The organism is Flavobacterium frigidarium DSM 17623, from assembly GCF_000425505.1.
Lineage (GTDB): Bacteria > Bacteroidota > Bacteroidia > Flavobacteriales > Flavobacteriaceae > Flavobacterium > Flavobacterium frigidarium.
Map to the genome: position 1 here is coordinate 146,550 of NZ_AUDO01000008.1, position 23,031 is coordinate 169,580.

At 34.0% G+C, this 23,031-nt stretch carries 19 protein-coding genes and 2 tRNA genes; 12 read left to right on the plus strand and 9 right to left on the minus strand.

Going from position 1 to position 23,031, the window contains the following annotated elements; genetic code table 11:
• Positions 1-40: 40 nt before the first annotated feature.
• The 7 genes from H603_RS0105695 to H603_RS0105725 all read right to left on the minus strand — a co-directional run bounded on the left by H603_RS0105695 (position 41) and on the right by H603_RS0105725 (position 11,876).
• A complete protein-coding gene (locus H603_RS0105695; RefSeq protein WP_026707666.1) occupies positions 41-1,429 on the minus strand; it encodes a TolC family protein in 1,389 nt (462 codons plus the stop codon).
• Entirely contained in the window at positions 1,429-2,778 is a 1,350-nt protein-coding gene (locus tag H603_RS0105700) for an HlyD family secretion protein (RefSeq protein ID WP_026707667.1), read from the minus strand. The genes H603_RS0105695 and H603_RS0105700 overlap by 1 nt, the downstream gene beginning before the upstream one ends.
• A gap of 6 nt (positions 2,779-2,784) precedes the next feature.
• The gene (locus H603_RS0105705) at positions 2,785-4,446 is read right to left on the minus strand and encodes a peptidase domain-containing ABC transporter (protein ID WP_026707668.1); all 1,662 of its coding nucleotides are present in this window, start codon (positions 4,444-4,446) and stop codon (positions 2,785-2,787) included.
• Between the two features lie 7 nt (positions 4,447-4,453).
• Entirely contained in the window at positions 4,454-5,128 is a 675-nt protein-coding gene (locus H603_RS0105710) for a TetR/AcrR family transcriptional regulator (protein ID WP_026707669.1), read from the minus strand.
• A gap of 126 nt (positions 5,129-5,254) precedes the next feature.
• Entirely contained in the window at positions 5,255-6,772 is a 1,518-nt protein-coding gene (gene gpmI / locus H603_RS0105715; RefSeq protein ID WP_026707670.1) for a 2,3-bisphosphoglycerate-independent phosphoglycerate mutase, read from the minus strand.
• Between the two features lie 141 nt (positions 6,773-6,913).
• The gene (locus tag H603_RS0105720) at positions 6,914-9,334 is read right to left on the minus strand and encodes a DUF5916 domain-containing protein (protein ID WP_026707671.1); all 2,421 of its coding nucleotides are present in this window, start codon (positions 9,332-9,334) and stop codon (positions 6,914-6,916) included.
• 130 nt (positions 9,335-9,464) lie between these two features.
• Complete coding sequence (locus H603_RS0105725) at positions 9,465-11,876, minus strand: DUF5916 domain-containing protein (protein ID WP_026707672.1); 2,412 nt, start codon at positions 11,874-11,876, stop codon at positions 9,465-9,467.
• A 192-nt stretch (positions 11,877-12,068) separates the two neighbouring features.
• On the opposite strand from H603_RS0105725, the gene H603_RS0105730 reads away from it, so the two are divergent.
• The 3 genes from H603_RS0105730 to H603_RS0105740 all read left to right on the plus strand — a co-directional run bounded on the left by H603_RS0105730 (position 12,069) and on the right by H603_RS0105740 (position 13,377).
• A complete protein-coding gene (locus H603_RS0105730) occupies positions 12,069-12,794 on the plus strand; it encodes a murein L,D-transpeptidase catalytic domain family protein (protein WP_026707673.1) in 726 nt (241 codons plus the stop codon).
• Positions 12,795-13,102: 308 nt separating this feature from the next.
• Positions 13,103-13,175 (plus strand) — tRNA-Gly (locus H603_RS0105735).
• Positions 13,176-13,304: 129 nt separating this feature from the next.
• Positions 13,305-13,377: transfer RNA gene (locus H603_RS0105740), tRNA-Gly, on the plus strand.
• A 45-nt stretch (positions 13,378-13,422) separates the two neighbouring features.
• Here the strand turns inward: H603_RS0105740 and pepE are convergent.
• A complete protein-coding gene (pepE, locus tag H603_RS0105745) occupies positions 13,423-14,130 on the minus strand; it encodes a dipeptidase PepE (protein ID WP_026707674.1) in 708 nt (235 codons plus the stop codon).
• A 176-nt stretch (positions 14,131-14,306) separates the two neighbouring features.
• Between pepE and H603_RS0105750 the strand changes: the two genes are divergently transcribed.
• The 8 genes from H603_RS0105750 to H603_RS0105785 all read left to right on the plus strand — a co-directional run bounded on the left by H603_RS0105750 (position 14,307) and on the right by H603_RS0105785 (position 21,106).
• A complete protein-coding gene (locus H603_RS0105750; protein WP_157510405.1) occupies positions 14,307-15,059 on the plus strand; it encodes a hypothetical protein in 753 nt (250 codons plus the stop codon).
• Positions 15,060-15,120: 61 nt separating this feature from the next.
• The gene (locus H603_RS0105755) at positions 15,121-15,810 is read left to right on the plus strand and encodes a hypothetical protein (RefSeq protein ID WP_157510406.1); all 690 of its coding nucleotides are present in this window, start codon (positions 15,121-15,123) and stop codon (positions 15,808-15,810) included.
• Positions 15,797-16,528 carry a peptidase associated/transthyretin-like domain-containing protein gene (locus H603_RS0105760; RefSeq protein WP_026707677.1) on the plus strand — a complete coding sequence of 244 codons (732 nt, stop codon included), beginning with the start codon at positions 15,797-15,799 and terminating at the stop codon, positions 16,526-16,528. Before H603_RS0105755 ends, H603_RS0105760 begins: the two co-directional genes overlap by 14 nt.
• Positions 16,512-17,267 (plus strand): peptidase associated/transthyretin-like domain-containing protein, encoded by a 756-nt coding sequence (locus tag H603_RS0105765; protein WP_026707678.1) that lies wholly within the window; start codon positions 16,512-16,514, stop codon positions 17,265-17,267. Before H603_RS0105760 ends, H603_RS0105765 begins: the two co-directional genes overlap by 17 nt.
• Positions 17,264-17,767, plus strand: coding sequence for a DUF6702 family protein (locus H603_RS0105770; RefSeq protein ID WP_026707679.1), 504 nt, complete (start codon positions 17,264-17,266; stop codon positions 17,765-17,767). Before H603_RS0105765 ends, H603_RS0105770 begins: the two co-directional genes overlap by 4 nt.
• A gap of 64 nt (positions 17,768-17,831) precedes the next feature.
• Positions 17,832-20,072 (plus strand): M1 family metallopeptidase, encoded by a 2,241-nt coding sequence (locus H603_RS0105775; protein ID WP_026707680.1) that lies wholly within the window; start codon positions 17,832-17,834, stop codon positions 20,070-20,072.
• Between the two features lie 114 nt (positions 20,073-20,186).
• Entirely contained in the window at positions 20,187-20,513 is a 327-nt protein-coding gene (locus H603_RS0105780; RefSeq protein WP_026707681.1) for a Sec-independent protein translocase subunit TatA/TatB, read from the plus strand.
• Positions 20,513-21,106: a phosphatase PAP2 family protein gene (locus tag H603_RS0105785; protein WP_026707682.1), complete on the plus strand. Its 594-nt coding sequence runs from the start codon at positions 20,513-20,515 to the stop codon at positions 21,104-21,106. Before H603_RS0105780 ends, H603_RS0105785 begins: the two co-directional genes overlap by 1 nt.
• A gap of 167 nt (positions 21,107-21,273) precedes the next feature.
• On the opposite strand, the gene H603_RS0105790 is transcribed toward H603_RS0105785, so the two are convergent.
• Positions 21,274-21,915, minus strand: a complete 642-nt coding sequence (locus H603_RS0105790; protein WP_026707683.1) for an O-methyltransferase — start codon at positions 21,913-21,915, stop codon at positions 21,274-21,276.
• 70 nt (positions 21,916-21,985) lie between these two features.
• Here H603_RS0105790 and rlmN point away from each other — a divergent pair, with 70 nt between their 5' ends.
• Complete coding sequence (gene rlmN / locus H603_RS0105795) at positions 21,986-23,029, plus strand: 23S rRNA (adenine(2503)-C(2))-methyltransferase RlmN (RefSeq protein ID WP_026707684.1); 1,044 nt, start codon at positions 21,986-21,988, stop codon at positions 23,027-23,029.
• The last annotated feature ends 2 nt before the right edge of the window (positions 23,030-23,031 follow it).

A 23,031-nucleotide genomic window follows, 5' to 3' on the forward strand; every position in this document is an offset into this window, starting at 1 on the left:
TTCTAATTTTCAGTTTGCAAAAGTACGATTTTAAAATTATCTAATTAGGATTGGCTAGGATTTTAAAAAGACTTGCATTCGAAACAAAATAATTGTTCTCTAAATCAATAGCGGCTAGCTGCGCACTAATCAAACTATTCTCTCTACTATTGATTAAAAATAGCGAACTTTCACCAAAAGAAAACAAGCGCTCCTCTGACTGAAGCATGATTTTATAATCGCTAGCTAAGGTTTTAACAATTTCGTTTTGCTTAGACAAACTTTCAATTTCAAATTTTTGAGCACTAATTTTATTCGAAAGTTGGAACTGCTCTAAACTTAAAGCAAACTCGCTTTCTTGAATTTTGTATTGTGCTAGTTTTAAACTTCCGCGTTCTTTTCTTAGAAACAGTGGAAAGTAAAAATTTACGCTGAGCTTATAGTTTTCAAATTGGTAATCGTCAATATAACTCGGCTCTGAAATATAAGAATACCCTACATCTATTTTTGGTAGCAACATATTGGCTTTAAGTTTTTTATCGACCGTTAACATGTCAATTTTATTCCTTAGCGCATTAATCTTAGGGTGAGTGTCTATTGAAAAATCTACCTGAGTCAAGTCATTAGTACGCAAGGTTTCTTGAATAGTAAGGTCTAAATTTGTCTCAGGAATCATTGCATCAGCAAGTTCAAAAGGAATTACATTGTCGAGCCATAAATAGGTCTCGAGTGATAATTGTGCTTTTCGCAGTTTTAATCGTGCATTTTCAAGACTTAATTGTCGGTTTTTTAGACTAATTCCTGCTTCTATACTATCAATAGCGCGCTTATCGCCTTGTTTGATAAGTGATTTGATACCCTCAAAACGAATAATTGCATTTTTGTTATAGGTCTCGTAAAGTTTCACTTCGTTGAATGTTTTTCTCCATGAAAAATAAGCCACTGAGGCATCATAAAGCACTTCAATTGCCTGTAGCTTTTGTTCTGCTTGTGACAACTGTAACTGAATTTTTGCTTTTCGTACATCTGCCATGCGTTGATTGATTAGCAAACCTTGAGCTAAAGGGACGGTAATCCCTAGAGCTGCTAATCCCTTATTTGGAACGGTATTTTCTGGATTTAAATAAATTCCGTCATTGTTTTCAAAACCTGCTTTTATTTCGATTCCGTACCAGGTTGGTATTTTAAAGCTGCTATTAAGTATTGAATAATATTCTTTATCCTTAAACTGCTTTTCTTTAAAATCCACCTCGATTTTTGGATCAAATCCACCTCTTGCTTGCATCAAGTTTGCTTGTGCCTTGTCGATTTCTAAATTGGCGCTTTTAACCAGTGGATGGTACTTCTCGACATAGCCTAAAAACTCATTGTAACTGAATTCGTTTGTAGGAAGGTCTTGTCCATAAATGATGTTTCCAACAAGGAAAAAAAGTAGCAATAGTTTTTTCATTATTTTTTCTCTTTAGTCGTTTTAACATCTGATTTATAGTAATTAGGTGGAAATCCATTTAGGATACGCCAAATTTCGAACCAAATTGGCACTGTATCTAATAGTGCGATTGTCTCTGCACCAGAACCTATGCTAATCTCTTTGGGCCATGGCTCAGCTTCTTTGTCTGGAGCTATCAACATACGGTACTTACCATTATCGCTAATGAAATTTTCTATAGCAACGATTTTTCCACCAAAAGTTCCATAAGAAACATCAGGCCATCCCGAAAATACAATTGTAGGCCAACCATCAAACCAAACTCTAATTTTTTCACCACGATGTACAAGGGGAAGATCTATTGGGTCGATATATGTTTCAACTGCAATATCAAAAACGGCAGGCATAATACTCACAATAGGAGTACCTTCTTTTACAGTTTGTCCTATTCCCGCCTGCAAAACTCTATTTACATAACCGCTTTGTGGTGCTTTAATATAGTACATACCGTTTCTTATGCTGTAGTTAGCATATTGATTCTCTAGTTTATTTACTTGAGCTTCGGTATCAAACTGGTTGCTTAAAGCAGTGTATTGATCACTTTGTGCTTTTGACATTTTCTCAGCATACTCCGCATTGATTCTATTAGTTTCTACTTTAGCATTGATGTATTCATTTTTGCTTGATAAAAATTTATTTTCTTGCGTGATGATTTTAGCTTCAACCTCCTGTAATTTCAATCTTTTTTCTTCGACGTCTGTCAGTGGTTTTAGGCCTTCTTTATTCAATTGCATGGCACGGTCAAATTGCGTGTTGGCAATTTTAAGTTGGGTTTTTACCGCTACAAGATCCATACTGTCACTCTTTATTTTAAGCAGCGACTGTTTGATTTTATTTTGTGCCTGTTCAAATTTCAATCCTCGTTCTGATTCGATGGATTGTATTTGATTTGACAATGTAGATACTTTAGATCCATAAGACTCCAAGGACATTTTCTTGGCTTGAACTTGTCTTTGAGTATTTTCGACCAAGTTGGGATCCATATAATCTTCTTTTATTTCGGAGATAAATAAGATAGTATCGCCCTTGTTTACAAAGTCTCCTTCTTGCACGTACCAGTTTTCTATTCGACCAGAAATAACACTTTGAATTGATTGTGGTCTTTGATTGGGTTTTAAAGTTGTTACAGCTCCTGACCCAGATATGTTTTGTGTCCAGGGCAAGAATAAAATTAGCAATCCCAGGATGAAAAAGAAGACAATAATCTTGTTTAAAGTGCGGGAGTTAGATTTTAAGTTGAGGTTTCTAATGGTTTGGAATTTATCCCAATTTGAAACCCCCATTTTATTGTTATCAGATATATTTAGCATCGTTTATTAGTTTTGTTGGTCTAGTACAATACGTCCTTTTTCCATAGTGATTTCTCTACTGCACTTGGTTTTCCAGTATGGATTTTTTGACGATACGATTATTGTCCATTTATGAGCGTCATCGGTAATGAAGTCGATTATTGCATTTGCAATATTTGCGTCCATCGTATCTGTAGGGTCTTCATAAAATAAAATTTTTGGTTTGTGTATAATGCTTCTAGCAAGTAATATTTTTTGCGCATTAGAAGAGGATAGCTGGCGACCTTCAGGAAAGATTGGGCTTTCTAAACTATCCGGTAAGGATTTAATAAAGGCACTAAGTTGCACACCCTCAATAGCCCATTTTAAATCTTCTTGAGTGATTGCTGGATCATTAAAAGTGATGTTTTCTAAATAAGTTCCTTCAAATGGTGATTCGCCGTGAATCACACTACCTATTTGTGAACGGTATTGTCTTAGATCAATTTTTTTAAACGTCGCATCATTGATAAATAAACTACCTGTTGTTGGTTTTAATAAACCAGATAAGACGCGCATTAAAGTTGTTTTACCTGAGCCATTTTCTCCGTTTATTATAATGCGTTCTCCTTGTTCTATTTTTAACGAAATGGCTTTTAATGTAGCATTCTTAGCATCTGGAAATTTAAATTGTAGACTTTCTGTTTCTAAAGAAATATCAGAATAGCAGTAATCAACACTATCATTATCATACTCGTCCTCCAAAGTTAAATCGGTTACTTGACCTATTTTTTCGACAGAGGTTAATACATCATAGAAAGTGTCAAGACCAATGATGATTTTTTCTACCGAGTTAATTACTAGTAAAATAATAATCTCTGCAGCTACGAATTGACCAATGTTCATTTGTTGCGAAACTACTAAGTAACCACCAATTGATAGTAAACTAGCTGTAATGATTATTTTGAAAATGATTAATTGGGTAAACTGCCTCTTTATAATATTAAAGTGTTTTTCACGGTAGTTCAAGTATTCACTAACTAAGGAATCATTTTTTTGTAAACCGTAATCAAAATTTAATTGGTTTCTAAAACTATAATTGTTTCGTGCCATTTCTTGCAACCAATGGGCTACTTTATATTTGTTTTTAGATTCTTTCAAACTAGTTTCTAGCCCAGGAATGTAAGACAATTTGAAAATGAAATAAAGTAGAATTAGTAGGGTGATTCCAAACAAGATGAAGTATGGGTGGTACAATGACAATAAAATAATTCCGAAGATAATTTGGAGTAGAGCTGCAGAAAAATCAATCAATAATTTTGACGTTCCTTTTTGAATGGTCATCGTATCAAAAAATCGATTAGCTAATTCTGGTGGATAAGTATTGTACAATTGATCAAACTTTATTTTAGGTAATCGCACTGCAAATTCAAATGACGAGCGCACAAAGATTTTTTGTTGCAAGTTCTCTGTAATTCGTAGCTGCATTAGCGATAGGAACCCTACTAACGCAACTCCCATAACAACTAAGAAAATCAAGACAATCCATGAAACACTTACACGTCCCGATTGGATGAAGTTAATAATGGCTTGAATCCCTAATGGAAGCGATAAACTAATTAAACCAGCAAAAATTGCATATAAAAACAGCTGAGTAATGTCTTTTTTATCTAATGCGAGTAAATTGTAAAATCTTTTTAATGGTGTCATATTAAATCTATTTTTTTAGAACGGTTGTGATCAAATGAATATAAAAATCAGCTGGACTTATCTCAGTATTACAGTTGGTAATAGTAGTGAGATGCTCCCTTAAAAACTGTTGATGCAATGCACCTTCAATAATATTTGAGGCTAAACTTTTTGCAAACGGATATTCAGGATCAACTTCATTTATTAAAAGTACAATTCTATTGATTACTCTCTTATAAATCAAGAAAAAACCTTCCTTATTTTCTTCGTCTACTTCTTTAGTGTGTAATGTTTTAGTAAATTCAGAAATGATAATTTTGTTTAAAATAGATTCGTTAATGTGTGCTGTGGCAGCATCGTCTTCTACTTTTTCGGTAACCACTAAAATCGCTTTCTTCAATTTTTCGAAGGAGTTATCAATGTTGGTCGTGGCAAAAAACAATTTATATTCCATCCAACTCCAGTACCAAGAGGAGAGGTATACTAATAATTTATGTTTGTTTTCAAAATAACGGTAAATCGAACTTTCATTTGATCCAATTTTTTCTCCTAATTTTTTAAAAGTGAAATTGTCAAAACCTATGGCATCAATTAATAAAATGCTCTCTTGAATGATTTTTTTACCGAGTTTACTAGTCTCAGGATCTTTTACGAAGATTTTTTCATTCACCTGAATTTTTAAAGAAGCGATGATATCTTTCATTTTTGATATTGTTTTATGCAAATATAATAGCGATACTATTAAAAACAATATTTTTAGCATAATTTTTACAAAAAAAAGGCTATTCGATAGGAATAGCCTCTTAATTACTTTGTATAAAAAAGTTGTTTATAATAAAGAATGTTGTGTCATGACTGCTGGTTTCTCCACGCCCATAAGAGCAAGAATTGTTGGAGCAATATCACCTAATACTCCGTCATTAACTTTTTTAATGTCTTTGTCTATTAGTATAAACGGAACTGGATTTGTGGTATGAGCAGTATTCGGGCTTCCGTCAGGATTGATCATGGTTTCGCAATTTCCGTGATCTGCAATTACAAGTACGGTGTAGTCGTGGGCAATTGCCGTTGTGATTACTCTTTCGACACATTTATCAACAGCTTCACAGGCAAGGATCGCTGCATCCATCATTCCAGTATGTCCTACCATGTCACCATTTGCAAAATTTAGACATACAAAATCAACATCTTCTTTTTCTAATTCAGGAATTAAAGCATCTGTTAGTTCATAGGCACTCATTTCTGGTTGTAAATCATAGGTCGCCACTTTTGGAGAATTGCGTAATATTCTTTTTTCTCCTCTAAACGGGATTTCTCTACCTCCAGAGAAAAAGAAAGTAACGTGAGGATACTTTTCTGTCTCTGCGATTCTAATTTGAGTTTTATTATTTCTTTCTAAAACTTCACCTAGCGTTTCAGTAATATTATCTTTGTTATAAACAACTTTTACATCTTTATAGGTCTCGTCATAATTAGTCAATGTTACATAATACAAGTTTAACTTGTGCATGTTTTCCTCGTGGAAATCCTGTTGTGAAAGTGCTTCAGTCAATTCGCGACCTCTGTCTGTTCTAAAGTTGAAGAATATTACGACATCATCTTCCTCAATAGTAGCTACTGGATTATCATTAGCATCAACCATAACAATAGGATTGATGAATTCATCTGTAATTTCCTCTTGATAGCTTTTTTCAATACTTACAATAGCATTTTTTGAAGCTTCTCCATGACCGTTTACAATTAAATCATAAGCTAGTTTGATGCGTTCCCAGCGTCTGTCTCTATCCATTGCGTAGTAACGCCCAATTACAGATGCTAATTTTACAGTTGTAGGCGCAATATAATTCTCTAAATCTTGAATGTATTTTTTACCTGATTTAGGATCGACATCACGACCATCAGTAAAGGCATGTATAAAAACGTTTTGTAAACCGTGGTCTTGAGTTGCGTCAATTAATCCGCGCAAATGTGAAGTATGCGAGTGTACTCCACCATCAGAAACTAAACCTAAAAAGTGCACTTTCTTATTATTAGTTTTCGCAAATTTAAAGGCATCGATTAAAACCTGTTCTTCTGCCAAGGTTTTATTGGCTACAGCCAAATTAATTTTGGCTAGATCTTGATAAACAATTCGGCCAGCACCTAGATTCATGTGACCTACTTCGCTGTTTCCCATTTGGCCTTCAGGCAGACCTACATGTAAACCATCAGTCCTTAATTGTGCGCTAGGGTAATTCTTGTAAAGATTATTTATGTATGGAACGTTTGCATTGTCTATAGCAGAAACTTTAGGATCAGGAGATTTTCCCCAGCCGTCTAAAATCATTAATATTACTTTCTTGTTCATGTCGTTGTGATTTTAAACAAAGATAATGGTTTTAAAAATGCTATCTATGGATCAAAATAAGTATTACATATTACTAAAGAATCAGATTAATTTTCTAACAAATTATGTATAGAAGCTTTATAATTTTAAAATAAATGCACCTTATGATTTACTTTTTAAGCTATTGTAGTCTATAAAATATTTTATACTAATTGAAAAGCTATGATTTAGCGATTCGTTGTTAAGTAGTGAAGTAAAGTTAGTATTGAAATTTTTATTGATTTGACTTTCAAAATTTGCTGCGTTATTGCGATATAATATCGATAGTTCGCTACCGGGAGCAAACCACCAAGAGTACGATAAATCAAGATTCCAAGAGTAAAAACTCGAATCTTTATCTTCATTATAAAGCGTGTTTGCACTCAATCTTCCGGTCTCTTGTAAGCTTAAATATTCCTTGTTTTCTGCATAAGACCAATATTGGCGTACGGCCATATTAAAATTCATGCGGCTGTTTACAGAATACTTTGCCGAAAGCGAATTAGAGTAAGTAACTACATTTCGATTTGCAAATATGATTTGGTCTTTTGTAAAAGAATTAAGGTCATCATCAAAGCGATCAACATAACCTTTATTGTTATTTCGCCTCTGAAAATCGAAACTATAAACTAATGATAATCGATCACTAAAACGATAACGTGGCCCTATAGAAAACTCATAGGTTTCTCGCTTGTTCTCACTAAATATAGTATATGATGGATTAAAGTCTATCGCAAACCGATTGTTGTAATTGGTCGAAAGGTAAAACCAAGAATTGTATCGCTCTGGTAGAATTACATAAGTGTTCTCTGTTCGAGCTTCGTAATAATCATAAGATTCGATAGGACTGGCTTCTACACCAAAACTAAAATAATGGTTATTCTTAGTATTGAAGTTTAGCTGAGCATTAAATTCGTTTGATTGAATCTTACTCGTTTCTTTATGAAATTGAGTGTAGGCGTTAAAACTTAATTTAAATGTATTGAAAAGATCTGTGGGGTTTAAAATACGGTAATTGGTGTTTCCGTATAAGCTGAAATAATTGGTTTCAAAATTAATTCCAAGATCGTTATTATCGAAATCTTTAGTGACCAAATCGCCTCCAAAACTGTAGCGGTAATTCCCGCTAGTCTCTGCGAAATTCAAAGTAGAATAAATTCCTTTCTTATCTTCGATACTGTTGATTATGCTGTATTTAAAACTTCCGTTTAAATTATAGGTATTTTTCTTAGTGTTAAGATCCCAAGCAATCGCAGACACATTGGCGTCCCTAAAAGAACCATTACGAGTAACATTGGTATTGGTCAAGCTCACTGATGAATTTTTTCTAAAGCGTTGATCAAGTACTAAAACATTGTAATTTGTAAGTGGCTCTAGTTCTTCTCTTCTTACCTCCTGAGTTGTAGTGTTTAAAATAGTGGCATATGTTTTTTCAGTAACGGCATTTAGAATCCCAACACCCAAACCTGATTTTGTTCTACCAGATATTTTTAAGGCATTTACCAGATTAATTGTAGCTGGGTTTTCTAGAAAAACTTCCTCCTCTGAAATATTGGCGAGTCGACCTGGTCTACCACCAATTCTTCTAGAGTAAAGGAGGTCTCCCTTTGCAAACAAATCAGTTCCTTCAGTAAAGAAAGATCTATTCTCATTGAATTGCTGTTCAAAGGGCCCCAAGTTCAATATTTGGTCATCATATTTTGTTTGTCCAAAATCTGGAATTAATATCGCATCTAGGGTAAATGCATCGTTTATACCGTATTTAATATCAAGTCCGCCTTTTAAAGTTCCTATCGTTTTTTGGGCAGCACTTGCATTTACATAAAAAGAAGAGTAGGGCATTAAAAAAAGTCGAGTAGGAGGTTTAATATTTTCAATTCCTTCTAAGACTCCAGCTTGTTGCGTGAAAGTTCCTAAATTAGAATCAATAAAATTCCAAGTATATTTTTGACGATCTCTGCGTATTTCTCTAAAAAAATTGATTCCCCAAGTTTGCTTGTCTTCGCTTGAAAATCGTAGCGCAGCATAAGGAATGCGCATCTCTACTGTCCAGCCAAAACTAGTAATTAATGCTTTACTTTTCCACACAGCATCCCAAGAGTAATCTTCGCCATTAGCATCTGTATTGATACAATCTGCTTGACCGTCTGCGGCGTTTACATAAAATTGAAATTCTTGTTGGCCATCATTGTAACCATTAATGAAAGCGCCAAATAAATCAGAAATTCCGAAATCATCACGTTGCGAAATCTCTCTTAATATTTTATCAGGTTGGTCATCATACAATGTCGCCGAAACATAAATTGCTTCATTGTCATAAATAACTTTTACAATCGTGCGTTGATTTTCTGGGATTTTCTTGCCATTATCTGGTGTAAACATGACAAAATCTTTTGCTTCTTCTGCACTTTGCCAAGCGGCCTCGTCAAACTTTCCATCTATAGTTATGGTTTCAGTAGTCAGCTTTTTGGTTTGCAAGACTTTCTTTTGGCTGTAGCCAAATTTAAAAACAAGTAATAGTGTTAGAATAGCAAGCTTCTTCATGAATAGGGTTGGTTATAGTACACATTGGTTTAATAAAAAAGCACATATATAAATATGTGCTTTTTGATAATCATACAATAGTAGACTCGCTATGGTTAATTTTGTTACAGTTAATGCAATTAAATTAGTATTAATTTTTCAATCGATTATAATCGATAAAATAACGCACACTTATTGATAAGATATTCGTTTGATTTGTGCCGAAAAGATTTTTAAGATTTTGACTTATATTTCTCTCAACTACATTAGCGCTTTCCTGCGAATAATTACGGTACAAAATTGATAATTCACTACCGGGAGCAAACCACCATGAATAAGATAAATCAGCATTGAATGAATTGAAATTTCTATTTTTATTTAAATTAAATGTAGGATCTGCAACTACAGTTCCGTCGTCTTGCAGGCTCCAGAAGCGTTTATTGTCAGAATAAGACCAGTAATAACGTGCGGTTAAATTAATGGTCATTTTCTTGTTGATAGCGTATTTTCCAGTAAGGTCATTTTGCAATATTTCTCGGTCTCTTTGGCCAATTACAATTCCGGTATCGTCAAAGCCAACCCAGCCTCGGTCGTTTTTCCTTTTCGAATAATCCATAACAAAATAAAGAGAAAATTTGTCATTAAAACGGTATTTTGGACCTACAGCAAGACCATAAGTAATGCGGTCATCTTGATCATAAACTGCAATACTAGGTGTAAAATCGAATGTAAAGGCGTTGTTGCGGTTAAACTCCATACCAAAATAAGATGAAAGACGCTTCGGGATTTGTAAGTACCTACCAGCAACACGAGGCTCATAGAAATCATATGTTTCAAAAGGATTAAGCACAAGTGCAAATTCCATGTAGTGATTTTTTTTAGTACGTGCTTTAATTAAAGTTTTATACCATCCTTCTTGCATTTTTCCTGTTGTATTTTGCAATTCTAGGTTGAGTTCTTGCTCTATTTTAAAAGTATTAAAATATTTTGTAGGATTCAAAATGCGGTAACTACCATTTACTAATGCGTTGTGATAATTAGTGTAAAAAACCAATCCCAAATCGTTTATATCGTAATTGCTCGAAATGTATTTTCCAGAAACAGTGTAGCGATACTGTCCGCTTGTCTTTGCAAAGTTCAGTGCTGTTTTAAAACCATCGTAGTTCTCGATGTCATTCACGGTACTGTATTTAAAGTCACCATATAAATTGTACGTATTTGCTTTTGTGCTTAAATCAAAAACTAAGGCAGAAGCATTAGCATCTCTAAAATCACCGTTACGAGTGGTATTTGCATTTACAAATGAAACAGATGAGTTCCCGTTAAATCGTTGGTCAAGAACAATTAAGTTATAATTAGCTAGCGGCTCAATAACCTCTTTACGGCTTGTTTGTTGTTCGTTATTAAAGCTGTCAACTGTTGTGCCTTCGATTGTAGCGTAAGTCTTTTTTGTAACGGCATTTAAAAACCCTATACCAAGTCCGTTCTCTGTTCGCCCAGAAACCTTTACTGCATTTAATAAATTGACAGTGCTTGGGTATTCCGTAATTTGCTCGCTTTCTGAAACTGTGGGTTCTCTACTAGGAAACCCACCAATACGCCTTGAATAAAATAAATTTCCTATATTGAATAAGTTGGTTCCTTCAGTAAAAAACGGACGGTTTTCCTCTAATTTTTGCTCGAATGGATCCAAATATAAAATCGCGTTATCAAATTTTGTTTGTCCAAAATCAGGAATTAAAATGGCGTCTAAAGTAAAGGAGTCGTTGATGCCGTATTTAATATCAAGACCCGCTTTAAAAGTTCGATCAGAAGTAATGTCGTCCTGCTGGTAATAAGTAGAGGTATAGGGGATAAAGAATAATCGAGTAGGAGGTTTGATGTTTTCGATACCTTCAAGAATTCCGGCTTGTGTAAGCACAGCACCTATTTTAGTGTCTACGTGGTTCCATGTATAGGTTTGTATGTCGCGCTTAATCTCTCTTTTAAAGTTTATACCCCATATTTGTTTATCGGCTCTAGAAAAGCGCAATGCAGCATACGGAATTTTCATTTCGACAACCCAGCCGTAGTTTGTAATTGCTACTTTACTATCCCAAATAGCATCCCAAGAAAAATCCTCTTCGGCTTCGGTTGCAATACAATCCATTTGTACTCCGGCAGCACTAACATAGAAACGAAAATCCTGCTGACCGTCATTATATCCATTAATATTAACTGAAAAATGATCAGAAACGCCAAAAACATCACGATTTGTAATCTCTCTCTGGATCTTATTGGGCTCATCATCATATAGCGTTGCTAGAATGTATATAGCGTCATTATCATAAGATACTTTTACTTCTGTTTTCTTGTTCTCGCTAATCGGTTTTCCGTTGTCTGGATCAAACATGATGAAATTTGAAGCGATATTTTTGTTCTCTGTCCAACCTATATCATCTGGTTTCCCGTCGATTACGATTCCTTTTGCGTTAAAGTTTGCTTTTAAGGTCTTTTTTTGTGAAAAACTGTTAATTGTGGTAAATAATGCAATAAAAACAAGGATTCGGTAATATTTGTACATGAAATTTTGATTTGGCTTGAACAAAAATAGGTTAATTAACGTCATGTGCAAGAGAAATCTTAGCTAGCAAATGTTAATTTTAATGGGTTTTAGGTCTCTGCACAATTTTATTTAACATTATATGTTATACTATTATGTATATGTTTTATAATTTTGCAATCCCCAATCTAACATTTAAATATTTTAACATCAATGAATTATAAGTTTTTGACTCCCGTGATTTTGACGGCTATACTAGCTTTCAATTTTAGTTCTTTTGATACAAACTCTACTGTTGATTCTAAACCTAAAGTTGTTGCTGCCGTAATTGAAAAGAAAGCTGTAACCAGCGAAGAAGCAATTTATGAAAAATTAGATTCTAATAATTTATCCCTACCTGCACTAGATGTTTTTAGTGAAGCATTAAAGGGGTTTCAGCATTTAAAAGAAAAAGGATTGGTTAGTAAAAATATCCTTACTGTTATAGATTTTAGCATGTCTTCTAATTTAAACCGCCTTTGGGTAATTGATTTAAATACCAATAGCGTTTTGTTTAATACGCTAGTTGCACACGGTAAAAATACCGGTGATGAGTTTGCTACAAGTTTTTCAAATGTTTCTTCATCATTCAGAAGTAGTTTAGGATTTTATGCTACAGGTGAGATCTATGTAGGTAAACATGGTAAATCATTACGATTAGATGGCTTAGAGAGCGGAATTAACAGCAATGCAAGAGAGCGTGCTGTAGTTATTCACGGTGCTGATTATGTTTCTCAAAGTTTTATTAAAAACAATAGTAGATTAGGTAGAAGTTTAGGTTGTCCAGCAATTCCAGTTGCACTGACAAATGATATCATTCAAACGATAAAAGATAAATCATGTTTGTTTATTTATTATCCATCTAATGGTTATAAAGTAAGTTCAAAATTAATATCATAGGTAATCTTACAAACTAAGTATAGCATAGAGCCAGTCACTTTTTAAAAGTGATTGGCTCTATTTGTATCTGTAAAACAGTAGTGCAGTTACAATCGGACTTCTTGTAAGTAGAAAATATATGAGGTAGGCATAGGGAATATGGCTATAGTAGGTTTAAAATAGTGAGGAGATAAAAAAACGAGAAAAAAGTTTATTCGTAATGATTTAGTTTTAAAATGATTAGAAATTAATGTCAATTTTAAGTCATTTTTTTTCGAATAAAATTTGTTTTGAACTGTTTTTATTCTCTATATTTGCACCACAGTAATGCGAAAGTAGCTCAGTTGGTAGAGCTCCAGCCTTCCAAGCTGGTTGTCGCGAGTTCGAGCCTCGTCTTTCGCTCTAGAATCCGAAATAGAAATATTTCGGATTCCTTATTTATAGAAGGTGTTGTGTAATTTTTAGTTTATTTTTTTGTCAAAAATATTTGCTTTAAAATAAAAATATTATTTATATTTGCACCCAGTTAATGCGAAAGTAGCTCAGTTGGTAGAGCTCCAGCCTTCCAAGCTGGTTGTCGCGAGTTCGAGCCTCGTCTTTCGCTCTTTATAAAAAAGCCGAAACATTTATTTGTTTCGGCTTTTTGTTTTTACTTTAAGTCACTTATATCTGTGTTGTCTTCTATTTCAAGAGCTGTTTCATTGGCAATAAAAAGTCTTGCTTGTAATCCTCCTTTTATTGTAATGGTGTTGTCTCTCACTTCGAGCCAGCTACCTTCTCTTAATCCCAATACTGGAATATTATTAAAAGAATGAAATTCTTTCAATCTTGTTTCTCTTGTTTCACCCATGTGTTTAGAATTAGTGTCAGGGTCTAAATAATGGGCGTTGATATTAAAAGGAATGACAGCCAATGTTTGAAAACTTGGAGGATAGATGATAGGCATGTCATTTGTATTTTGCATGCTTAATCCACAAATAACACTTCCAGCACTCGTTCCTAAATAAGGTGTTCCGTTTTTTATTGTGGTAGATAGTGTGCTCATTATTTTATTTTGATACAGCTGTGTCACGAGTAGAAATGTGTTTCCTCCTCCTGTGAAAATTCCTTCGGCATCCTTAATGGCTGCTTCAGCGTCTTCAAACTCATGAATCCCTTTTACCGCTATATTGATTTTGGCGAAAGCCTGAGCGGCTTTAGCAGTGTACTCATCGTGGGTAATACCGCTAGGTCTAGCGTAAGGTATGAATAGGATTGTCTTGCAATTTTTAAAATGCACTTTCAATTCATCTAATAAGTATTCTAAGTAACTACCTCCATGAATGGTTGAAGTACTGGCAATAATGATATTTTTCATTTGTTTTGTAATTTATTATGTCTAAAGGTAGGGAATCAAAGCATAAAATGAAAAACCAATATTTTTTTATTAACATTATTTTACCAAGCCTTTAGTAATTAATTTGGAACACAATAAGATACTTTTACTGCAAATGTTAAATAATTTCAATAAGAAGGATGGTTAAATTGAGTGTTGTGTTTTTACTTTTGTTAACTGTAGCTTCATTTGGACAGAGTGTGAATAATGGTTTGGTGAAGGGGACTGTAGTTGATGGATATTCAGGAGTTTCGGGTATCTATGTTATTAATGTAGAGACTGAAGCAGCTGCAATAACAGCAAATGATGGTAGTTTTACAGTTGCAGCAAAATTAGGTGAAACACTTCTCTTTGCTGGAATGCAATATAAGTCTGTGCGTGTATTGCTTACAGATCAGCTTTTTAGAAACGGAGTATTAGAACAGCGCTTGTATCCTATTATGAACGAACTTAATGAAGTGGTGATTAAAAGATATGACCATATAAATGCAGTCGATTTAGGTCTTGTCCCGGCTGGTCAAAGAAAGTATTCAGCAGCAGAGCGTAGGTTAGAAGGAGCATCTGCCTTGAACCCAAGTGCAACTGCAGATGGAAGTGGAATGGCAGGAGGTTCAGTTTCTGCAGATCCTATATTTAATATGTTCTCTGGACGTACAGCGATGCTAAAAAAAGAGTTGGTTAACGAGAAAAAAGAAGGCTTTAGGAGGCAACTTGGAAGAATGTTCACTGAAAGTTATATCGAAAATAAGCTTGAAATTCCCGCTGATTATATTAAGGGATTTGAGTATTATGCTGTAGATAATGATAAATTTACAAAGATTCTAGAAACAAAGAACAGAATAACGATTGAGTTTTTACTAAGCGAATTAGCAACTAAATATAAAGTTATTATTGCGAGTCAAACCAAATAATATCGCCATTATTGCTTTGCTATTTTCTCAAATTAGCATTTCTCAATTACAGCAGCAAAAAATGCTTAAAGGTGTTGTGCTGATCGATAATGAATATAGACAAATCGTCAAAATTGTAAATGTTACAAAGAAGCAAAATACGTATTGTGATAATCAAGGGATTTTTACTATAGCTGCTCAGTCAGGAGATTTAATTGTTTTTAGCAGTGATGGTGCCCGAGATTATGATTATAACGTTCCAGAAAAATTTGATGCGACTGACTTTATTTCGATAAAAATGACTGCAAAAGCCACTTTGCTAAACGAAGTTGTGGTGACTAGGCATAATGCGATAAATGAAGTATCGCTAGGTATTGTTTCGAAAGACCAAAAAAAATATACACAAGCAGAAAGAAGGTTGCAAACCACAGGGGATTTTAAACCAATAATGCTCCTTGGCTTGCTAGCAGGTTCGATGCCTTTAGACCCTTTAATAAATAAAATAAACGGTCGTACGAAGCGGGTGAAAAAGCAAATTGTAGTTGAGAAAAGAATTAGTAATATCGAGAAGTTAAGTGGGTATTACAATGAGAATTTTTATGTAAAAGAATTAGGAATTTGCAGGCAGTATGTTTCGGGTTTTAAGATTTATATTATTGAAAACAATATATTTGTCCAAGAACTAGAGAAAGGGAAAACAGCGATGTTAAGATTTATGATTATAGACTTAGCAAATAAATACAAACAAAACATTTCTTGTGAGGATAAATAATACTTTACTACTATTCATATTATTATTGTGTCATTCGATGTATAGTCAAGGAGATCTTGTTAAAACTTTACGCGGACGCATAATGGTCGATGGTGATTATGTAGCACAAGTTAATGTGGTTAATCAAACATTGAATTTAAGTACTACTTCAAATGAGGCGGGGCAATTTAATATTGCGGTAAAAGAAGGAGATTTGCTAGTGTTTACTGCTGTAAATCTTGTAACTTTACGTAAATACATTAATAAAGAGGATTTTTTATCAGGTTCAATACTTGTTGAAGCAAAGTACAATAGTATTGCACTGGACGAAGTGGTTATTAAAGAATCAAGCATTACAGCGGAGAGTTTGGGTATCATTCCGGTAGGTCAAAAAAAATATACACAAGCCGAAAGGAAATTGTATACCGCTACTTCTGGAGGAGGAATAGATGGATTGTTAAATAGTATTTCTGGCAGGAAAGCCATGCTTAAAAAAGTGGTGGTTATAGAGAAAAAGCAAGCAGCCTACGATCGCTTAATCTATATTTTTGAAGACGACTATTACACTGATAAATTAAAGATTTCTGCTGAATACATTAGTGGTTTTCAGTACTATTGTGTAGAAGATAATGAGTTTGTAGCAGCAATTGAATCAAAAAATAAGACATTAATAAAATTTCTGATAGTTATTCTAGCAGAAAAATATAAAAAAGTAAATACAGATGAAAGCGTTAATTAAAATTATGGTTTTAGTGTTCAGTTGTCAAATGGGTCTTGCACAAGTGAGCGGACGTATAGCATTGCATGGGCAAGTTAAAAATGACATCGTAAATATTGATGGGGGATATGTTATTAATGTAACCGCAGCTACACGATCATTAATAGATGCTAAAGGATTTTTTGATATCATGGCGCAGCCTGATGATGTACTGATCGTTTCGAGTATGAGTTTTCAACCTAAAAAAGTAGCTCTTACTAATGCTAATTTACAAGAGCGATTATTTGAAATAAAATTAGAAGTTTTTAATAACGAACTGAGTGAGGTTGTTATTTCAAATGGAATGAAAGTGCAATCTATAAACAGTAATACTCAAGGTTATGTAGATAAAAAATATTTTGACGACGCACAGTCAGCTCTTAAGAATCAAGTAATGACTAGGGATGGCCGCATCACAGATGGTTTCGATTTTGTACGTGTTTTTAAAGAGGTAAAAAAAATCTTGAAAAAACAGTCAAACGTTGATGATAAAGTTATGAACGATGTTGCTTTCTCGGCTTATGTAAAGGCTAATTTTGATCCAATTTTTTTCGAAAGAGATTTAGATCTTAAGGAGGATGAAATTGATTTGTTTTTACTATTTGTAAGCAACGATACTGCTTCTAGAGAATATTTAAAACCAGAAGATAAATTCTTATTGCTAGATTTTCTAGTATCTAAAAATGCAGAATTTAAAAGAATTACTACTTTTGGGAAATGAAAAAAATAACACTTTACTTTTTAACGGCTTTATTTTTACTTGCATTGACTTCATTCAACGCGCATAAATTCTACATGGGAATATACCAAGTAAACTATGCTCCCGAGAAAAAGATGCTCCAAATCACAACTAGAATATTTGTAGACGATTTGAATAAAGCATTAGAAAAAAAATATAAAAAAGCGACTCATTTAGGTACAGTGAAAGAAACAAATGAAGATGTTGTTTTAATGCAAAAATATCTGGCTGAGAAATTTAGAATAAAGGTAAATGGAACAGCAGTTACTATGAATTACTTGAGTAAAGAACTGGAAAGTGATGTTGTTATTTGTTATCTAAATGTACGAGGAATTTCAAAAATTAAATCGTTAGAGACCTACAATGCAGTTTTGTTGGATTGGGACTCAGAGCAGCAAAACATTACACATTTTACGGGCTTTGGCGATAAAGAGAGCTTCTTATTTACAGAATCTGCAACAAATCATGTGTTAAAGTTGTAATTGGTTGTGGGGTATTTATTAAAATATATTATTTTCACATTCTTAAATAACTTCAAACCTAACCATGAGAAAAATTACACTCTTATTTCTTTTTCCTGTACTTGTACTTGCTCAGGAAAAAGCAACAACTGTAACTACAAAACAAGCAGGGAGATACGACACTAACAAGTTCAGTCAAATGTATGACTTGCTTGCAACTCCAAATATGTTTCGTACGGCATCTGGAGCGCCAGGACCAGCTTATTACCAGCAACAAGCTGATTACAAAATGGATATTGAGCTTGATGATAAGAATTCAAAATTGATGGGTTCTGAAACAATTACATATACTAATAACTCTCCGGATGTATTAGAATATTTATGGGTTCAATTAGACCAAAATCAAGCGGCAAAAGATTCAGAAACACCTTTAGCGGAAAGCGATAGAATCGAACAAACTTTTCCAGCTAGCAACTTCACAAACAAATTTTTAAAACAAGATTTAGAACGTGGTTTTAATATTGAGCATGTAAAAGATGCAAAGGGAGCTCCCTTATCTTATACAATCAATCATACCATGATGCGTATTAATTTGGCTACTCCTATGAAGCCAGGATCAAGCATGACTTTCTCAATAAAATGGTGGTATAATATTAACAATTACCAATTAGAAGGTGGTCGTTCTGGATATGAGTTATTTGAAAAAGAAGGAAATAAATTATATGTTATTGCGCAATTCTATCCTCGTATGGCAGTGTACAATGATGTAGAAGGATGGCAAAATATGCAATTTTGGGGAGGTGGAGAATTTGCTTTGCCTTTTGGAAATTTTGATGTAAATATTACAGTTCCTGCTGACCACGTTATGGAAGCGACTGGAGAATTGACAAATAGAGCAGACGTTTTCACATCGGCACAAGTTAAAAGATACGAGTTGGCTCAAAAAACATTTGACAAGCCAGTAGTAATTGTAACTCAAGAAGAGGCGGAAGCAGCAGAAAAAGGTTTTTCTACTAAAAAGAAAACGTGGAAATTTAGTGCAAAAAATGTGAGAGATTTTGGTATCGCAACTTCTAGAAAATTTATCTACGATGCGATGGCTGTAAAATTGAATGACAAAGTTGTTATGGCAGCTTCTGTATATCCTAAAGAAGCAAACCCTTTATGGGGTGAAACATCTACAATGATGGTGGCGCACACTTTAAGAAGTTATTCGGCACATACATTTGATTATCCTTATCCAAAAGCAGTTTCAGTATCTGCGGCTGATCAAGGAATGGAGTATCCTATGATTTGTTGGAACTTTGGTCGTCCTGACGAAAACGGAGTGACTAGTGAGCAAATTAAAAACGGAATGATTGGTGTAGTAATCCATGAAGTAGGGCATAACTTTTTCCCTATGATTGTAAATTCTGATGAGCGCCAATGGACATGGATGGATGAAGGTTTAAACTCATTTATGGAATTCATGGCTGAAGATGAATTGGGAACAAATTTCCCATCTAGAAGAGGGCCAGCAAAAAATATCGTTCCTTACATGAGTGGAGATCAAAAGTACTTAGAGCCTATCATGTCAAATTCTGAAGGAATTATCCAATTTGGAAACAATGCTTACGGAAAACCAGCAACAGGTCTTAATATTTTAAGAGAGACTATTATGGGAAGAGAATTGTTTGACTACGCATTTAAAACGTACGCAAATCGTTGGAAATTCAAGCATCCAACACCTGAAGATTTCTTTAGAACAATGGAAGATGCTTCTGGAGTAGATTTGGACTGGTTCTTTAGAGGTTGGTTTTATTCAACTGATTTTGTAGATATCGGAATTAGCAATGTAAAGCAATACTACGTTACAGAAACTCCTACAACAGCATTAAAAAATGCTAAGGTAAGAAGAGGTCGTTTTGGAGTAGAAACAGGACCATTTGTATACTTAGTTGAAGGAGACAATACAGAGTTGAGTTCGAAAGACAAAAAAGCATTAAAGATCGAAGAAGTAAAATTACTATCTGATTATGTAAATACCCTTACCACTGAGGAAAAAGGAAGTTTGAAGTCTCCTAAATATTTCTACGAAGTAGAGTTCAACAAGCCAGGTGGAATGATCATGCCTATATTAGTTGAGCTTACTTATGAAGATGGTTCTGTAGAGAACTTCAAGTACCCAGCGCAAATCTGGAGAAAAGCTAATGAGACTGCTAAGAAAGTTTATGCAACTGAAAAAGCTATTACGAAAATTCAAATAGATCCAAAATTAGAAACAGCTGATATTGATGTGACTAATAATACTTGGCCTAAAGAAGCGACAAAATCTAAGTTTGACTAATAAACTTAACTTCATAAAAAAAAAGACTCTTAATTGAGTCTTTTTTTTTATGAATAATTTAAATCCCAAGGAATCTAAATTTAATATATTTGCAATAACAAAAAATCTATAAATATGTTTGGCATAGGAGGAGGAGAGTTAGTTTTTATCATGTTTATTATTCTCATGCTTTTTGGAGCAGATAAAGTTCCAGAAATGGCGCGTACAATGGGTAAAGCTATGGCGCAATTAAAGCATGCAACAAACGATATTAAAAGCGAAATTCAAAAAGGAGTTGAAGCAAATGGTTTAGATGCCAAGTCACTATCTGATATGACTGGGAATTTTAACAGCGAAGTTAGTAAGGTAAAACAAGATCTTCTAGGGGATTCTATTGTACAAGCAAATAAGGTAAAAGAAGATATAGAAGAAGCAACCGGCCCTATAAAACGTAGCATGTAATGATAGATAAACTACTGTCATTAGATACTGACTTACTTATTTATTTAAACGGACTTGGTTCAAAAACATACGACGGAATGTGGTTGTTGATTACCAATCAATTGAACTGGACACCACTTTTTTTATTACTATTGTATGTAATAATGAAAAAAATAGGAACGAAACAAACCTTGTTTTTTCTATTGGGATTAGGACTTTTGATTGCGTTTTCAGACCAAGTGACAAATTTGTTTAAAAATAATTTTCAGCGTCTTAGACCATGTAATAATCCAGAGATTAAAGAAATCATTCGATTAGTTCAAATTAGAAGTTCTTATAGCTTTTTCTCGGGACATGCCGCGACTAGTATGGCTTCAACAATGTTTATCTATCACAATATAAAGCGCTATTTTAAAAACGTTTACTTATTGTTTTTGTGGCCATTGATATTTGCTTATAGTCGCATTTATTTAGGATTACACTATCCTATTGATATCTTAACAGGATACACATTTGGTGCGATTTCAGGCTACGCGGCGTATAGGATATTTAGAGTTTACCAACATAAATATTTCCCCATTATAGCAGTAGAGGCAGTCGAAGTTGAGGCTTAGAAGCTATTCCTGCACTACATTACAATCTTATACTTGAAAATAGTTTTTCAATAACAATAAAGGAGCTTCCGTTGGTCGCTCATTTTTGTTTAGAAAAAATCCATTTTCAAGTATAAGGGTTTTCATTTCGATCAGGGCTAAAATGCCAGTTTATCATAAGAGCGTTTTTACAACACTCTGCTTACAGTCAATCCATCTCGTATAGGTAACAAAACGGTTTCGACTCTAGGGTCATTTTTTAAGAGGGCATTGTATTCGAGAAGAATTTTAGTGCTTAGATCTTTTGGATTCAAAGGTTCGAGAACTTTACCACTCCACAATACATTATCTGATAGAATAATTCCACCCTTGTTCATCCTTGGAACGATAAGTTCAAAATAATTGATGTAATTCTCTTTATCAGCATCAATAAAAACCAAATCAAATTTTATATCAAGTGTTGGAATAATAGTCGTTGCTTCACCTAAATGCTGTACGATTTGTTTTCCCCATGGCGATTTGTCAAAATGTTTACGCTGAAAATCAATTAATTCCTCTTTGATATCAATCGTGTGTAATACGCCGTTGTCTTGCATTCCCTCGCACAAGCACAGAGCAGAATATCCGGTATAAGTACCTATCTCTAGAATATTAATGGGACGAATTAATTTTGCCAACATACTTAAAACTCTACCTTGAAAATGGCCACTTAGCATGCGTGGTAATAATATTTTCTGGTAGGTTTCTTTATTTAAAGCAGCTAGTAAAGCAGGTTCTTTTTCACAGTGTTGCTCAATGTAGTCTTCTAATTCAGGTGAAATAAAATGCATTTTTTAATTTTTTCCAAAGTTATTAAATTATCAAAACAACAAATCAACAAATAGTCATTAAATTTGCAGCATGCAAATGGAGAAAAAAGACATACGAGCAGTATCAAAAGAAGATTTACGCGAATTTTTTGTAACCAGTGGTGACAAAGCCTTTCGTGGTAATCAAGTTTATGAGTGGCTATGGAGTAAGGGAGCACATAGTTTTGAAGATATGACCAACATATCTAAGGAAACACGCGCAATGTTGGAACAAAATTTTGTGATTAATCATATTAAAGTAGATACGATGCAGCGCTCAGAAGATGGTACCGTAAAAAACGCCGTCCGCTTACATGATGGTTTAGTGGTAGAGTCGGTTTTAATTCCTACCAATACTAGAACGACAGCTTGCGTGTCTAGCCAAGTAGGATGTAGTCTTGATTGTAATTTTTGTGCTACAGCACGATTAAAAAGAATGCGAAACTTAGAACCAGCGGAGATTTACGATCAGGTTATAGCAATTGATAAGGAAAGTCGTTTGTATCACAACCATCCGCTTTCTAATATTGTTTTCATGGGAATGGGAGAACCATTAATGAATTATAACAATGTTTTAAAAGCGATTGAAATGATTACTTCTGAGGAAGGATTGGGAATGTCGCCTAAACGTATTATGGTTTCTACATCTGGAGTGCCCAAAATGATTAAAAAACTAGCAGACGATGATGTTAAATTCAAGCTTGCTGTATCGTTACACTCAGCAATTGATGAGGTTAGAGCGAGAATTATGCCTTTTAGTGCTAATTTCCCATTAGCCGATTTAAGAGAGTCATTAGAATATTGGTATCGAAAAACCAAATCAAAAATATCCTATGAGTACGTTGTTTGGAAAGGAATCAATGATAATAAAGAAGCAGTTGATGCCTTGGTCAAATTTTGTAAATATGTTCCTTGTAAAGTAAACTTGATCGAATACAATCCAATTGATGATGGTGAGTTCCAACAAGCCTCTGAAGAAGCTACAAATGCTTACATAAAAGCCCTAGAAGCAAGCGGAATTGTTGTTAAAGTGCGTAGAAGTAGAGGTAAAGATATTGATGCCGCCTGCGGACAATTAGCTAATAAAGAAGCGTAATT

Excerpts from the sequence above, each read along its gene's own strand:
- rlmN (WP_026707684.1), top strand. The coding sequence starts at position 21,986 with ATGCAAATGGAGAAAAAAGACATACGAGCAGTATCAAAAGAAGATTTA.
- pepE (WP_026707674.1), bottom strand. The coding sequence starts at position 14,130 with ATGAAAAATATCATTATTGCCAGTACTTCAACCATTCATGGAGGTAGT.
- H603_RS0105720 (WP_026707671.1), bottom strand. The coding sequence starts at position 9,334 with ATGAAGAAGCTTGCTATTCTAACACTATTACTTGTTTTTAAATTTGGC.
- H603_RS0105695 (WP_026707666.1), bottom strand. The coding sequence starts at position 1,429 with ATGAAAAAACTATTGCTACTTTTTTTCCTTGTTGGAAACATCATTTAT.
- H603_RS0105775 (WP_026707680.1), top strand. The coding sequence starts at position 17,832 with ATGAGAAAAATTACACTCTTATTTCTTTTTCCTGTACTTGTACTTGCT.
- H603_RS0105705 (WP_026707668.1), bottom strand. The coding sequence starts at position 4,446 with ATGACACCATTAAAAAGATTTTACAATTTACTCGCATTAGATAAAAAA.
- H603_RS0105765 (WP_026707678.1), top strand. The coding sequence starts at position 16,512 with ATGAAAGCGTTAATTAAAATTATGGTTTTAGTGTTCAGTTGTCAAATG.
- gpmI (WP_026707670.1), bottom strand. The coding sequence starts at position 6,772 with ATGAACAAGAAAGTAATATTAATGATTTTAGACGGCTGGGGAAAATCT.
- H603_RS0105770 (WP_026707679.1), top strand. The coding sequence starts at position 17,264 with ATGAAAAAAATAACACTTTACTTTTTAACGGCTTTATTTTTACTTGCA.
- H603_RS0105785 (WP_026707682.1), top strand. The coding sequence starts at position 20,513 with ATGATAGATAAACTACTGTCATTAGATACTGACTTACTTATTTATTTA.
- H603_RS0105730 (WP_026707673.1), top strand. The coding sequence starts at position 12,069 with ATGAATTATAAGTTTTTGACTCCCGTGATTTTGACGGCTATACTAGCT.
- H603_RS0105700 (WP_026707667.1), bottom strand. The coding sequence starts at position 2,778 with ATGCTAAATATATCTGATAACAATAAAATGGGGGTTTCAAATTGGGAT.
- H603_RS0105725 (WP_026707672.1), bottom strand. The coding sequence starts at position 11,876 with ATGTACAAATATTACCGAATCCTTGTTTTTATTGCATTATTTACCACA.
- H603_RS0105710 (WP_026707669.1), bottom strand. The coding sequence starts at position 5,128 with ATGAAAGATATCATCGCTTCTTTAAAAATTCAGGTGAATGAAAAAATC.
- H603_RS0105790 (WP_026707683.1), bottom strand. The coding sequence starts at position 21,915 with ATGCATTTTATTTCACCTGAATTAGAAGACTACATTGAGCAACACTGT.
- H603_RS0105780 (WP_026707681.1), top strand. The coding sequence starts at position 20,187 with ATGTTTGGCATAGGAGGAGGAGAGTTAGTTTTTATCATGTTTATTATT.
- H603_RS0105755 (WP_157510406.1), top strand. The coding sequence starts at position 15,121 with ATGCTTAAAGGTGTTGTGCTGATCGATAATGAATATAGACAAATCGTC.